The sequence below is a fragment of the Microcystis panniformis FACHB-1757 genome, from assembly GCF_001264245.1.
In the GTDB taxonomy this organism is placed as follows: Bacteria; Cyanobacteriota; Cyanobacteriia; order Cyanobacteriales; family Microcystaceae; genus Microcystis; species Microcystis panniformis.
The window spans coordinates 5337687-5351404 of the sequence record NZ_CP011339.1; the positions used below are offsets into that span (position 1 = coordinate 5337687).

A 13718-nucleotide genomic window follows, 5' to 3' on the forward strand; every position below is an offset into this window, starting at 1 on the left:
TTTAGCAGGTTTTCCTAATTTTAGCATCTTGTAACAATCTTAAGGTTCACAATCCATACAATGCCGCTACTCTCTCATCTGACGACTGGGTTATTTACCTCTATTTTAACAGATTCGCTGTGATGATTTCAGATACCCGACTTCTTAAAGAAGTCGGGTATCTAACCCCTTACAGTCCATATAATGCCGCTACTCTCTCATCTATCTCTTTCTCCCATTCTTCACAGTTAACCCCCTTGGCATCTAAGCATTTTTGTACTAATTTAATGATGGGTTCTTTTTCGGATTCAGAAGCATTTGGAACTATAGCTTTTTGAAGATATACTCTTAGTAATTGGTATCCGTTTTGAATTTGTGTGCAATGACGGGTTATTTCTTGCCAAAAGGATTGAGAATTTAAAATACCTAATAAATATAAATCATCAATTACTATCATCCATACAGCGTCATTAACAAATATTCCATTAGTATCATAAGCAAAGCAAGGTTTTACTTGAAAACGTTGATAAACGATTTTAGGCTTGCTCAATTCTTGATAATAAGCCACATTATCTTGTATCTCATACCATTTATATGAACCTGGCTTACGTCCTAACCATTTTTGAGTTTTAGAATAGTTTTTAGGCTTTGGTTCTAATTGTGATCGATATTGTTGAAGATATTCTATAACAGCAGGAAAATCATTAATTTCAATTCCTTGTTTTGTAAAAATTAACCATCTATCTTTAAGATCAATAGACCACTTTTTAATGTCTTTACCAATGGCTAATGGTTTGATTATTTCTGAGCTTTTTTCATCTTGATTGATTAAATATTCTTTTGTTTTTTTATCAATAAAAAAAACTTTGCTTAAACCTGTTTTTATTCCATAAAAAAAATTTCCTTTCACGTATTCTTCTAAAGTAATTCCCGACGCTTTCATTTTTTTAATAGAATCAACTGTAGAAGTATCAGTTAACATCCAATTTTTTCCATTCAAGGATTGATGATTTAAAATATTTCCCTGTTGACGAATTAAAGTTGAGACATCAGGATAGGGATCATCTAATGATTTTACTTCAGTAAAAATAATTGAATCATTGAGTCCTTGCTCTTTATTAGCAATAAAAATCATCGGGTAAGCTGTCGCACTCTTGAATACTGGTAAATCCCCAAAATCGGTAATACTTCTCACCTGACAAGTATCAGCGATATGCTCTCTTAACTTCTCCCCATACTTTGCCCGAAACCATTTATTAGAAGAAATAAAAGCTAACATTCCCCCAGTTTTAAGTAACTGTAAAGCTCTCGCATAAAAGAAACAATATAAATCCGATGTTCCCGTATAAACTTCCGGGTAAACTTGCTTTAAAGTTGGCTTTAAATCCTTAATCAATTCCTGTCTCACATAGGGGGGATTTGCTACCTGAATATCAAAACCTCCCTCCGCTAATACCTCGGCAAACTCCACCACCCAATCAAACCCTTTTGAGATAGCTTCCTTATCACTCGCAATCACAGAAGCACTGCCATGGGTTAATAAAGCAATCTGTTTCTTAACCTCATTAATCTCCTGTTCAAGACTTTGTTTATCACTGCCTAAATGCGCTCTTAAATACTTCGCTTTAGCTTCCCTAAACCGATGAATAAACTCCTCGCGCACCATCCCAGAACCTTGGGGATTAGGAGCAGTTAGACTATCTCCTGTTTCGATTTTAAACTTCAAATTCGGTAGCGGTGGCGGATTGTCTCCCTCATATTCAACCGCTAAGGAAAGCCATAACCTTAAGCGAGCAATATTAACCGCAAAAGGATCGATATCAACTCCATAGATATTGGTTTCAATAATCTCTAACTTGCGCTGATAAACCGTTTTGTAATCAATGCCTTTAGTGGCAAATAAACACTGACGCAAATCTAATAACTCATGCAACATTCCCAATAAATAAGCTCCACTGCCACAGGCAGGATCGCAGACTTTAACCTGTTTTAAGGTTTCTAAAACTGCCTCTGGATTCTTTAAATTAATAGCATTATATTCGTCAACAAAAAGCTCAATCGCTTCTTTGTTTTCAGAAGTTAACTTACTGCTTAAATATCCCTTTAAAGCCTCCCGACACATAAAAGAAACAATCGGTTTAGGTGTGTAATAACTACCTGATTCATGTCTTCCCGTGACTAATTCCTCAAACACTTTTCCCAACATTTCTGGGTCCACTGCTACCTCCACATCCAGGGGTGTACTCTCAGTTACAGTGAAATTAAAATTACTAAAAAGGCCCTGTAGGATAACATCGATCGCCTGATCGGGTACTATTATATTAGGATTGCGGTCATCTTCATCCTGTTCAAATAATCCGCCATTAAGATAGGGAACTGTGCCGATTATTTGCCGAAGAAAACCACCATTATTGATACCAATAATATCCGTTTGTTGGGGATTATTTAGTCCCGTAAAAAACAGATGAGTCAAGCGATTACGATAAAAGTTTTTGTCCGAGGTGCTGTTCTCATTCTGATAATCCTGCCATAAGGTTTCTAGATAGTTTGTTTGTTCGTTAAACTTCAGCCAACCTTTTTTCTGGATAAAAACAATAAACATCAGGCGATTAAATAGCTTCTGAGTAAATAGTCTTCTCTGGTCAGCATTAGGGATAGTTTTAGTAATTAATTGCTCAACTTTTTCAAAGACCGAGCGATACTGTTCAAAAAATTTCTTAGTAACTTTCTCAACATCAAAAGCTTCATCATGACGTTCCTGAATCGCTAAAGGAGACTCGGAACTAATATTATCTAAATCCAGTAAACTTAGGCGTTCTGTGGCGGTTCGTAACTGTTCCCCTGGACCCACTGTAATTCGCCGCAAGACTTGCCGTTTTTCTTGTTTTACATCATATTTAACATTGATAAAATGCCACCGTTCTTGGTGGAAATCAGAGAAAATAAAGAGAGAGTAGGGATGGTTTTTTAGCAGTTGAGTGACGACAAGACGCTCTAAATTGAGCAGCAGTTGCTTAGAGTTGAGACGAGCATAAATAACCTGAAAATCTTCCCCCCCAGAAGCTAATAGGATTGGATCTTCTGCTAATGCTTCTACTGCTTTATCTGGCCAATTGCGTCGGGACAGGGTTTGATTTTCTCGCTCGTAATTTAACTCAGACCAGAATAATTTTTTGAGCGCATCCAATCCTCTCAGGGATGAAAGAAGGTCATAAACTGACTGCCGAAGTTCAATATCACTCATAAGTTTTCCCACGACCTCTCCTTTAGGTTTACTTTCTCTAGGTAGCTGATTATAAATCCCCCCTTGATCCCTAGGGTTGATTCATGGCAGGGTTGATTCATCGTAGGGTTGATTCATGAATCAACCCTACCCTTAATAAGGGGGGTGTCTGATTTTAACATCTGACTATTTAGGACTTTTGCCACTTCAGTTAAATTGTATCGGGATCGATGCCTAATTCTCGCAATTTTTGTGCCAATTTTTCCTTGGCTTGTCGTTCCCTTTCTTTTTCTAAAAGAGCCTGTTCTTTTTCTAAAAGAGCCTGTTCTTTTGCCTGTCGTTGCTGTAATTCGGCTTCTTGAGGAGTGGGGACTAATTGACCATCGGCGGTAAAATAACGCAGTTTCCGGTCAAATATCCCTAAATATAATCCTAACTGTTCACTCCAGAGATAACCCTGTTCATTGGGAGAAATGGCTTGATATTGTCCCTCAATTAGTCTAAATCCTTGTAATTCTAACGTATTAGGATCGAACCAAAAATAATTAGGAGTGCGAAAGGTATTCTGATAGAGAATTTTCTTGTTATTGCGGTCAATATTGGCCGTAGAATCGGAGAGAATCTCGACAATTACATCTGGATATTTACCCTGTTCTCCCCAAACCAACCAACTTTTGCGGGGACGTTTTTCGGTATCTAAAACCACAAAAAAATCGGGACCCCAGAAATCGCGCTTTTTTAGTTGTTCCGCTTTGTAGTAGATGGTTAGATTTCCCGAAGCGTAGTAATCACTCCTCTCGCGCCATAATAATTCTAGACAACTAAGGAGAATGATGATCTGTTGCAGGTGTAGATCACTTGCCAAGGGTGGTTCATCACTCCATAAATCTGTGGGGGGATAGGTGACATCTGGGATCATGTCTAGGGCTGTCATGACTTTTTCCCGGTATTTTAGGATTGATTAATTATAGCTTTTTCTCACAATTGCAGAGATAAGGCGGGGGGATTTTAACCAATAACTTAAGTAGGTAGGCGTTAAAAATTATCAGACACCCCCCTTATCAAGGGTAGGGTTGATTCATGAATCAACCCTACCTTATCAAGGAGGGCAGGGGGGATCGAATCTAAAATCCATTTTTAATTTAATTATAACCAGCTACTTAATCCTAGACCTTGACCGATCGCCTTCGGCACTTTATCCTAGCGCCATGGGCAAATATGTTAAAACTTCTATACAATAGCGCCAATAAGCCCGATAACAACGATGACTGAAACCCTAATTCAACCCGCAACCCTAGTAGAACTCTTACGTTACCGCGCCACGACACAACCGGACGGCCATGCCTACACTTTTCTTATCGATGGTAAAAAAGAAACCCCACCTTTAACCTACAGTGAACTCGATCGCCAAGCAAGAGCAATCGCCGCCTATTTGCAAAAATACCAGGCCCAAGGGGAACGCGCCCTATTACTCTATCCTCAAAGTTTAGAAGTAGTGGCCGCTTTTTGTGGTTGTCTCTACGCGGGAGTGATTGCCATTCCCGTCCCCCCACCGGAATCGGGACGACTTAAGCGCACTCTGCCCCGTTTACGGGCAATTGTCAAGGATGCTAATGCCACCTTTGCCCTAGTTACCGAAAGTATTCTGACTCTTATTGAAGGTGTTAAGGAAGAATTTCCAGAATTCGACCAAATGAAATGGATTACTACCGAAAGCATTGATATTTCGCTGGCGGACCAATGGCAAGATCCCCAGGTGGATAAATCGGCGCTTGCTTATCTGCAATATACCTCCGGTTCGACTAATATCCCCAAAGGGGTGATGTTAAGTCATTTTAACCTGATGCACCATTGCGGTTACTTGCAAAAAGCTTGTGGTTACGAACCGGATAGCGTTACCCTCACTTGGATGCCCTATTTCCACGATTACGGGTTAGTCGAAGGTATCACCGTCCCCCTCTACAACGGTACACCCTGCTATCTCATGTCTCCCTTTGCTTTTATTAAGCGTCCGATGCAGTGGTTAAAAAATATTACTAAGTACAAAGTTACTCATAGTCAGGCCCCCAACTTCGCCTATGATCTTTGTACTCGTAGGATTAAGGCTGCCGATTTAGCGGAATTAGACCTGAGCAGTTGGCAGGCCGCGGGAAATGCCGCCGAACCGATTAACCCGAAGGTCATGGCCAAATTTGTCGATACTTTTGCAGATTACGGCTTTTCTTGGCAAACTTTCGCCCCTGCCTACGGATTAGCTGAATATACCCTCTTGATTTCCAATAAACCCAAGGGAACCACCCCAATTATCACCGCTTTGGATGCAACCGCCTACGAACGCGGTAAAATTGTCCCTGTTAGTTCCGATCGAACCACGGGAGTTAGATACGTCCCCAGTTGTGGTCGTCGCGTCTGTGATACCCGTATAGCTATGGTTAATCCCGATACTTTTACCCTTTGTGCAGCCGATGAAGTGGGCGAAATTTGGGCCAGTGACCCCAGTATGGCCGCCGGATATTGGCAACGGGAAGACGCAACTAAAGAGACTTTTCAAGCTTATCTTGCTGATACGGGAGAAGGACCGTTTTTACGCACCGGAGATTTAGGTTTTCTTCTCGATGGGGAATTACATATCACGGGACGGATTAAGGATTTAATTATTGTCCGTGGCAGTAATCATTATCCCCAGGATTTAGAATGGTCAGTACAGCATCTTAATGAGGTTTTTCGTCCCGATTATGGTGCCGCTTTTTCCATTGAAGATAACGGGGAAGAACAGTTAGTTGTTGTCCAAGAATTAGAACGTCGCAGCGGGGAATTAGATACGGCTAAATTAATCGCCGATATCCGTCAAGAAATCGCCGAAGAACACGAAATTATGACCCATGCCATTGTTTTGGCTAAATCGGGAACAATTCTCAAAACTGCCAGCGGCAAAATTCAACGCCGCGCTATTAAACAGAATTTTCTCAATGGTAATATGAGTGTTATCGATGCTTGGTCAGAAAATCCTCAGTTAGTTAGTAAATTTGATCGCTCTATTTCTGAAACAGAAGCATAGTTTTTTGGGTGGGCAATGCTCACCCGATCGAGGATAAATAATCGTGTTAGGATTAGGTTAGGGATTAAAGTTAGGGAGAAAGTGATGTTAACTAAACTGATGGTCAAGCCCTCTTCTTGGATTGAAAAAGGAATTAAGCTATCGCCAGTAAGGGAAAATTATCTCTTTAAATTCACTGAGGAATTGCAGTGTCGATTAGAGGAACTACGGGAACTAGAAAAAAATTCCCAACTTAATTCTCAAGAAACCGCAGAATTAGCCGGTATTTTAGAGTTAAACGAGATTTTCACGCTCTTAAATGCGAGAATAGTTGCTGAATCTAAATGATTAGTATCACCACTCGATTACAAGTCCGAGCAAGAGCCAACTATCTGTGTGAATACTGTCATTCTTCAGAAGAAATTAGTGCCGCACTATTTGAAGTAGATCACATTCAGCCCAAATCTTTAGGAGGCAAAGATGAATTGGCAAACTTAGCTTTAGCTTGCCAAAGATGTAACAGATATCGCTACAATTTTATCAAGGCAATTGATCCGAAAACAGAACAAGAAGTAGAAATATTCAATCCGCGCCAACAGCATTGGCAAGAACATTTTATCTGGACACCAGATGCTTTAAAAATAGTGGGAATCACTCCCATCGCTAGGGCAACTATTGAACGTTTGGACTTAAATGATGATAATCATAATGAAGGTTTTATCGTTAAAGTTCGTCGATTATGGATCCGGGGAGGTTGGCATCCACCCAGCGCCGATAAAAAACAGGAATAATAGCTTAGAAGTTTTTTTCCAGAGGTCAAAATGATTGGTACTCAACAGGAATTATCTAGATTTCCAAAATATTTAAATGGTCAGGACTCCAGGAATATAATACTAAATCCCCAATTTTTTTGAACAGAAAAAGTAAGGGCGAAGCATTCGGATAGGAAATCTACGGTTTCAGCGATAGGTTATCGCCCGAATGCTTCGCCCCTACGGGGCCCTTGACTTGTGGGGAAAGTTAGAAATTAATAGGCAAATAATCCCGATATTAATAAAAACGTCGGCCAGATTAAAAACAGGAAAATTAATCAATCTAAAATCGAGAAAATCCACCACATAACCAAACAAAAAGCGATCGATACCATTGCCGAAAGCCCCTGCTAAAATAAAACCGTAGGCTAATTGTTCCCAACGACTTAAATGGGGTCCAAAGTAAGCAAAAGCCATTAATCCCAAACTAACCAATAAGGATAGCCATTTTAGCCAACCAACACCGCCCCGAAAAGCACTAAAAGCCGCGCCAGTATTAATCACATAGGTGAAATGAAAAACACCCGGAATAATCGGGAAAGTATCACCGATTTGCTCAAAACTCTGCACGGTTATATACTTAGTTACTTGGTCTAAAATTAGACCAATCACCGCCACTATCCAAAACCAGCGATTCTTTTTTAACATTGGCTGTGGCATCAATAAAATAATAATTTACGGAAGAAAAAAGCAATAATTACCACCACACAAATTACTACTAACTGCCCTAAAAATGGCCAGACTGAATAATTCATAAATAGGGTGGGCAAACTATCGGGAAAGGTGATTTGACCGGCTTGGGGCTGAAAAATCGACAATCCCAGCATATATAATAAACCGCACAGATGAATCACTAACAAACCGGCAAAGGCACTTAAAGCCAGGGTTTCTATCTTGGCGCGCCAGCGAAAAGCCAACCAACCACACAGCCATGCTCCCGGCATAAAGCCTAAAATATAGCCAAAACTGGGTTCTTTCAGATAACCTATTCCCCCACCCTGAGCAAACACAGGCAACCAAGTTAAACCGAGAAAAATATAGGCCACCTGGGCAAGAAGCCCGGCATTTTTGCCCCCCAGACAGCCCGTTAACAATACTGCCCCAATTTGGTAAGTTATGCCTAGTTTTTGCGAAGATAGACCCGCAGCCGACCAACTAGCTAGGCTTACTGGAACAAATGTACTAAAGATTGTCAGCAACAAACCAATCAAGGCCCAGATTAACTCATTGGGAACCGATGCGGAAGTGCGCCGGGGCGGAGAGCCTCGTCCTCGACGTGATTTAGGTTGCCTGTTGGGGTTGGTATTCACCGGGGATGGGGGCTTCTCCTCCTATTAAACTAAGATCAGCCAACATCGCCTGATCCTGTTGGGGGGGTTGTCCTAGAGTGGTCAAATAATGCCCAATCAGCATAGCATTAATTCCCGATTTTAGCCCCTGATTTTGCAATTCTCCCATCACTGCCTCCCGTCCCCCGGCATAACGGAGGATTTGTTGGGGTAAGATAAACCGGAAAATAGCGATCGCTTTTAGGGCAGTAAAAGGGTCGAGTTTGGGTAAATGACCTAAAGGGGTGCCACTTCTGGGGTTTAATAGGTTAATCGGCACTGATTCCACTTCTAATTCCGCCAGAGAAAAAGCTAAATCAATGCGATCGGTCCAACTTTCCCCCATACCGATAATTCCGCCCGTACAAGCTTGAATTCCTGCCGCTTTCAGGTTTTTTACCGTTTCTACCCGATCCTGCCAACTGTGGGTGGAGACCACGTTAGGATAAAAATTCTCGGAAGCTTCCAGATTGTGATTATAACGGGTAACTCCGGCTTCTTTTAAGGCCTGGGCTTGGGGGAGGGTTAACTCTCCCAGGGCGCAGCAGGGTTTAATCTTGGCTGTTTCGATGATTTCTTGAACTGTGGCCAGTATTTCCTCGAATTCCTGCGATTTAGGGCTATTGTACTTTAATCCCCGACCTTGACTAACTAAACAGAAACGTTTGGCCCCCGCGTCGGCTGCCGCTTTCGCATGGCTGACGATTTCCTCGCGACTTTTTAAACCGTAGATAGGCGAATCTTGACCGGGATGGTGGGCGGATTGGGAACAAAAACTGCAATTTTCCGAACAACTTCCCGATTTTATGTTGATAATGCTACATAAATCCACCGTATTGCCACAACAGGCCTGACGAATGCGATCGGCAGCTTCACATAAGCTGAAAATATTTTCCTGACCTTCGATCGCAGTTAAAGCTAGGGCCTCTTGCTTACTGAGTCGATCGCCGGCGATAATCTGATTAGCCCTAGTCTGTAACCAGTTTTTTAAGGCTTCTCCCTCCACGGGGATAGATTGAGTAGCGGTGTGTGTAGAGACTTGTACCACGTCGTTTATGCTCTGACTAAGTTAGGCTCATCTTATCATTGTTCAGTTACCAGGGAAAGATTAATAAAAAACTTTAGAAAAAAATGCCCTTTTGTGCTAGACTACCCGCAAAAGTTATCTTGTCTCCGATTTTATGAAAGTTATTCCCACGGAAATTCCTGATGTTTTAATCATTGAACCGCAAGTTTACGGCGACGATCGAGGTTTTTTCTTGGAGAGTTTTAATCAGAGAGATTTTCGAGAAAAAACTGGAGTCAATACCACTTTTGTCCAGGATAATCACTCTATGTCCTTAAAAAATGTCCTGCGAGGATTGCACTATCAAATCCGCAATCCCCAGGGTAAACTGGTGCGAGTAGTGAGCGGTAGTGTTTTTGATGTGGCAGTGGATGCGCGTCAAAGTTCCCCCACTTTTGGGCAATGGGTAAGCTGTGTTTTAAGTGCGGAAAATAAACGTATTTTCTGGGTTCCCGAAGGTTTTGCCCATGGCTTTCTAGTTCTCTCTGAACGAGCCGAATTTCTCTACAAAACCACTAATTATTATTATCCCCAATACGAAAAAACCATTTTATGGAATGATGCCGATTTAGGGATTGATTGGCCCTTAGATACCCCCCCGATTCTCTCCCCTAAAGACCAAGCTGGACAACCCTTTAAATCCGTGGAAGTTTTCCCCTAAAGACAATGAAAAAAGTTTTACTAATTGGTGCTAAAGGTCAAGTGGGACAAGAGTTACAGGTAACTTTACCGCAGTTAGGTGAAGTTATTAGTATCGGTCGAGAAGAACTAGATTTAACTAACTCGGAAAAAATCAGCCAGTTAATTAGGGAAATTCACCCCGATTATCTGGTTAATGCCGCCGCTTATACGGCAGTGGATAAAGCCGAAACCGAGCCAGATTTAGCCTATTCTATCAATGCTATAGCCCCAAAAATCATGGCGGAATCTGCCGAGAAAATTCAAGCTAAATTTCTTCATATTTCCACAGATTATGTCTTTGATGGTCGGAAAAATACCCCCTATCTAGAAACCGATCTAACTAATCCTTTAGGGGTTTATGGACAATCCAAGTTAAGGGGAGAAGAGGAGATTAAAACTGTTAATTCTCAGGCAATTATCCTGCGTACTGCTTGGGTTTACGGCAGTTATGGCAAAAGTAATTTTGTCAAAACTATGCTGAGATTAGGTAAGGAAAGAGAGGAGTTAAAAGTAGTTGTTGATCAGGTGGGAAGTCCCACTTGGTCCAAAGATATAGCCACGGCCATTACTCACCTTCTAATTAATGTCGATAATCCCGCAGGAATCTATAATTTTACTAATAGCGGTGTTGCCAGTTGGTTTGATTTAACTAAAGCTATTTTTGAGGAGGCAAAAATAAGCGGTATTCCCTTAAAAATTCAGAGAGTAATTCCCATTACTACTGCTGAATATCCTACCCCAGCAGTGCGTCCGGCCTATTCGGTTCTTTCTGGTCAAAAAATCTCGCAACAATTGGGTTATATTCCTCCCTATTGGCGAGATTCTCTCAAAGCGATGCTCAACCAACTATTTAATCTTTAAAACTATGAAAGCACTAATTTTATCTGGTGGTAAAGGTACGAGGTTACGTCCCCTAACTTATACTGGGGCAAAACAGTTAGTTCCCGTGGCCAATAAACCGATTTTATGGTATGGAATCGAATCAATTGTCGCCGCAGGAATTACCGATATTGGCATTATTATCAGTCCCGAAACCGGGGAAGAAATTCGTCAGACCACGGGCAGTGGTGAACAGTTTGGCGCTAAGATAACTTATATTCGCCAAGATCAACCAGCAGGATTAGCTCACGCGGTTAAAACTGCCCAATCTTTCCTAGGAGATTCCCCCTTTATTATGTACTTGGGTGATAACCTAATCGAGGATGATTTATCGCCCTTTTTAGACTCTTTCCAAAAACAGTCCCTTGATGCTTTAATTCTCCTGCGAAAAGTGTCTAATCCTAGTGCTTTTGGGGTGGCAAAAGTAGATGAAACTGGCAAAGTTTTATACTTAGTCGAAAAACCGAAAGAACCCCCCTCAAATTTAGCTTTGGTGGGGATTTATTTTTTTGCTCCCACCATTCATCAAGCGATCGCATCTATTCAACCTTCGGCCCGGGGTGAGTTAGAAATTACCGACGCTATCCAAGAATTAATCAATCAAAATAAAGCAGTAGAAGCGAATAAACTACTGGGTTGGTGGTTAGATACGGGTAAAAAAGATGATTTATTAGAAGCAAATCGGATTATCCTTGATACCTCTCTAGAAATCGCTTTACTAGGAGAAATTGATCCTAATAGTCAGGTGATCGGACGGGTACAAATTGGCCAGGGTAGTAAAATTATTAATAGTACCATTCGCGGCCCTGTCATTATCGGAGAAAATTGTCAGATTGAGAATTGTTTTATCGGTCCCTATAGCAGTATAGCTAATGGCACAAAATTAATTGATGCCGACATAGAACACAGTGTTATTCTCAAAGATGCCACGATTATTGGCATTCATCAGCGCATAGTTGATAGTGTTATCGGACGACGGGCAAAATTAGAAATTGCTCCCCAACGTCCGAAAGCTTTACGCTTTATGATTGGGGATGATTCCCATATAGAATTAGTTTAGTTATCGGGGATTAACTGCTTGTTTAATTAATACCGGAGGATCGAGAATTTCCTTAGCTAATTCGCCGGCGGTTTCCCAGCTTTTCTGGCAAAGATTGACATTTTTAGGAGAAAAAAGCCCACCTAACTATGTTACAATCAAGAGTCTGACCTATTTTACCGTTCTAGAACTATGACGCAACAGTATCGCATTACCCTACTACCCGGCGATGGCATCGGGCCGGAAATCCTCGCTGTCACCGTAGAGATACTGAAAGTCATCGGTAAAAAATTTGACCTCCAGTTTGACTTCCAAACCGCTTTAATTGGAGGGGCAGCCATTGATGAAACCGGCAGTCCTCTCCCCGAAACAACCCTTAGTACCTGTAAAAATAGTGCTGCTGTTCTCCTGGCCGCTATTGGGGGTTATAAATGGGATAATTTGCCTCGGCAGCAAAGGCCAGAAACGGGATTATTAGGCTTAAGATCCGGTTTAGGTCTTTTTGCTAATTTGCGTCCTGCCACCATTTTTCCGCAATTAATTGACGCTTCTAGTCTCAAACGGGAGATTATCGAGGGAGTGGATATCATGGTCGTCCGGGAATTGACCGGGGGTGTTTACTTCGGTCAACCGAAGGGGATTTTTGAGACGGAAACGGGAGAAAAATGCGGTGTAAATACCATGGTTTACTTAGAATCGGAGGTGGACCGCATCGCTAAGGTGGCCTTTGAAATTGCCCAAAAACGCGGTAATAAACTCTGTTCCGTCGATAAAGCTAATGTTCTTGATGTTTCCCAACTCTGGCGCGACCGGGTGACGAAAATGGCCGCTAATTATCCCGATGTGGAACTTTCCCATCTCTACGTCGATAACGCAGCCATGCAGTTAGTCCGGGCCCCCAAACAATTTGATACTATCGTCACGGGCAATTTATTCGGTGATATTCTCTCCGATGAAGCGGCCATGTTAACGGGTAGTATCGGAATGTTACCCTCCGCTAGTTTAGGGACTGCTGGGGTGGGAGTTTTTGAACCCGTCCACGGTTCGGCCCCAGATATCGCCGGCCAAGATAAGGCCAATCCGATCGCCCAGATTCTCAGTGCTGCTATGATGTTAAGATATGGGCTAAATCAGCCTTTAGCGGCAGCCGCGCTGGAAAAAGCCGTCGAAAAAGTTTTAGAGTTCGGTTATCGTACTGGAGATATTTTCTCAGAAGGTATGACATTGGTGGGATGCCAAGCTATGGGCCAGGCCATCCTGAAAGTTTTAGAATCATAACAAAAGTGACAAATTCAGAAATCGTCATATACCATTGATTTAATAAATACGTCAATTTAATCGTGGGGAGACGAGTGATATGGTGGCCCTATCCGAGAAAACAGAACAACAGCGTGTCGATATGGAAATCCCAATTTTGTTAGATCCTACTGTCTTACGGGCAGCCAGACGCATTTATCGCATCTACTGTACCCTCAATAGCAGAGTTAGTAAACGTCCTTTCGGTGTCGCTATTAACCGCGACAATCATCGCGGTCAATTGATTTTTAACAATAAACCGATTCTTCTCCCCGGAGAGTGTTTCGTCCCGATTAAGCAAATCGAATCGGAAGCCTATTAATTTTTGTGAAGATTTGCCCTAAATATCTTGCCAAACGTCAGCTAATACCCACTGGC

13 protein-coding genes are annotated in these 13718 nt (G+C 41.8%); 8 read left to right on the forward strand and 5 right to left on the reverse strand.

The genetic code is table 11. The features are described from left to right. Nucleotides 1-169: 169 nt before the first annotated feature. Both VL20_RS25090 and VL20_RS25095 read right to left on the reverse strand, forming a co-directional pair. On the reverse strand, nt 170-3223 hold the full coding sequence (locus VL20_RS25090) for an Eco57I restriction-modification methylase domain-containing protein (RefSeq protein WP_052278167.1): 3054 nt from the start codon (nt 3221-3223) through the stop codon (nt 170-172). Nucleotides 3224-3413: 190 nt separating this feature from the next. Next, a complete protein-coding gene (locus tag VL20_RS25095) occupies nt 3414-4136 on the reverse strand; it encodes a Uma2 family endonuclease (protein ID WP_052278168.1) in 723 nt (240 codons plus the stop codon). Nucleotides 4137-4466: 330 nt separating this feature from the next. On the opposite strand from VL20_RS25095, the gene VL20_RS25100 reads away from it, so the two are divergent. The 3 genes from VL20_RS25100 (at nt 4467) to VL20_RS25110 (ending at nt 7030) form a co-directional block, all read left to right on the forward strand. Further along, complete coding sequence (locus VL20_RS25100) at nt 4467-6260, forward strand: fatty acyl-AMP ligase (protein WP_052278169.1); 1794 nt, start codon at nt 4467-4469, stop codon at nt 6258-6260. 84 nt (nt 6261-6344) lie between these two features. Further along, entirely contained in the window at nt 6345-6587 is a 243-nt protein-coding gene (locus VL20_RS25105; RefSeq protein ID WP_052278170.1) for a hypothetical protein, read from the forward strand. Then, nucleotides 6584-7030, forward strand: a complete 447-nt coding sequence (locus VL20_RS25110) for an HNH endonuclease (protein ID WP_052278171.1) — start codon at nt 6584-6586, stop codon at nt 7028-7030. The genes VL20_RS25105 and VL20_RS25110 overlap by 4 nt, the downstream gene beginning before the upstream one ends. A gap of 201 nt (nt 7031-7231) precedes the next feature. Here the strand turns inward: VL20_RS25110 and lspA are convergent, their stop codons facing one another. The 3 genes from lspA to bioB are packed head-to-tail and all read right to left on the reverse strand — an operon-like array spanning nt 7232 to nt 9427. Continuing rightward, complete coding sequence (lspA, locus tag VL20_RS25115; protein WP_052278576.1) at nt 7232-7699, reverse strand: signal peptidase II; 468 nt, start codon at nt 7697-7699, stop codon at nt 7232-7234. 11 nt (nt 7700-7710) lie between these two features. After that, nucleotides 7711-8361: a biotin transporter BioY gene (locus tag VL20_RS25120; protein WP_052278172.1), complete on the reverse strand. Its 651-nt coding sequence runs from the start codon at nt 8359-8361 to the stop codon at nt 7711-7713. Further along, nucleotides 8333-9427, reverse strand: coding sequence for a biotin synthase BioB (bioB, locus tag VL20_RS25125; protein WP_052278173.1), 1095 nt, complete (start codon nt 9425-9427; stop codon nt 8333-8335). Before bioB ends, VL20_RS25120 begins: the two co-directional genes overlap by 29 nt. 133 nt (nt 9428-9560) lie before the next feature. On the opposite strand from bioB, the gene rfbC reads away from it, so the two are divergent. From rfbC to VL20_RS25150, 5 genes are all read left to right on the forward strand, one after another. Then, nucleotides 9561-10106 (forward strand): dTDP-4-dehydrorhamnose 3,5-epimerase, encoded by a 546-nt coding sequence (rfbC, locus tag VL20_RS25130; protein WP_052278174.1) that lies wholly within the window; start codon nt 9561-9563, stop codon nt 10104-10106. A gap of 5 nt (nt 10107-10111) precedes the next feature. Continuing rightward, nucleotides 10112-10987, forward strand: coding sequence for a dTDP-4-dehydrorhamnose reductase (rfbD, locus tag VL20_RS25135; RefSeq protein WP_052278175.1), 876 nt, complete (start codon nt 10112-10114; stop codon nt 10985-10987). A gap of 4 nt (nt 10988-10991) precedes the next feature. Then, nucleotides 10992-12065: a glucose-1-phosphate thymidylyltransferase gene (locus VL20_RS25140; protein WP_052278176.1), complete on the forward strand. Its 1074-nt coding sequence runs from the start codon at nt 10992-10994 to the stop codon at nt 12063-12065. Nucleotides 12066-12236: 171 nt separating this feature from the next. Then, the gene (gene leuB, locus VL20_RS25145; protein WP_052278177.1) at nt 12237-13322 is read left to right on the forward strand and encodes a 3-isopropylmalate dehydrogenase; all 1086 of its coding nucleotides are present in this window, start codon (nt 12237-12239) and stop codon (nt 13320-13322) included. A 79-nt stretch (nt 13323-13401) separates the two neighbouring features. Beyond that, nucleotides 13402-13662, forward strand: coding sequence for a hypothetical protein (locus VL20_RS25150; RefSeq protein ID WP_002734814.1), 261 nt, complete (start codon nt 13402-13404; stop codon nt 13660-13662). Nucleotides 13663-13718 lie beyond the last annotated feature (56 nt).

Bases quoted from the DNA above. Each gene is read 5' to 3' on its own strand.
- VL20_RS25090 (WP_052278167.1), bottom strand. From the start codon at position 3,223: ATGAGTGATATTGAACTTCGGCAGTCAGTTTATGACCTTCTTTCATCC.
- VL20_RS25095 (WP_052278168.1), bottom strand. From the start codon at position 4,136: ATGACAGCCCTAGACATGATCCCAGATGTCACCTATCCCCCCACAGAT.
- VL20_RS25100 (WP_052278169.1), top strand. From the start codon at position 4,467: ATGACTGAAACCCTAATTCAACCCGCAACCCTAGTAGAACTCTTACGT.
- VL20_RS25105 (WP_052278170.1), top strand. From the start codon at position 6,345: ATGTTAACTAAACTGATGGTCAAGCCCTCTTCTTGGATTGAAAAAGGA.
- VL20_RS25110 (WP_052278171.1), top strand. From the start codon at position 6,584: ATGATTAGTATCACCACTCGATTACAAGTCCGAGCAAGAGCCAACTAT.
- lspA (WP_052278576.1), bottom strand. From the start codon at position 7,699: ATGTTAAAAAAGAATCGCTGGTTTTGGATAGTGGCGGTGATTGGTCTA.
- rfbC (WP_052278174.1), top strand. From the start codon at position 9,561: ATGAAAGTTATTCCCACGGAAATTCCTGATGTTTTAATCATTGAACCG.
- rfbD (WP_052278175.1), top strand. From the start codon at position 10,112: ATGAAAAAAGTTTTACTAATTGGTGCTAAAGGTCAAGTGGGACAAGAG.
- VL20_RS25140 (WP_052278176.1), top strand. From the start codon at position 10,992: ATGAAAGCACTAATTTTATCTGGTGGTAAAGGTACGAGGTTACGTCCC.
- leuB (WP_052278177.1), top strand. From the start codon at position 12,237: ATGACGCAACAGTATCGCATTACCCTACTACCCGGCGATGGCATCGGG.
- VL20_RS25150 (WP_002734814.1), top strand. From the start codon at position 13,402: ATGGTGGCCCTATCCGAGAAAACAGAACAACAGCGTGTCGATATGGAA.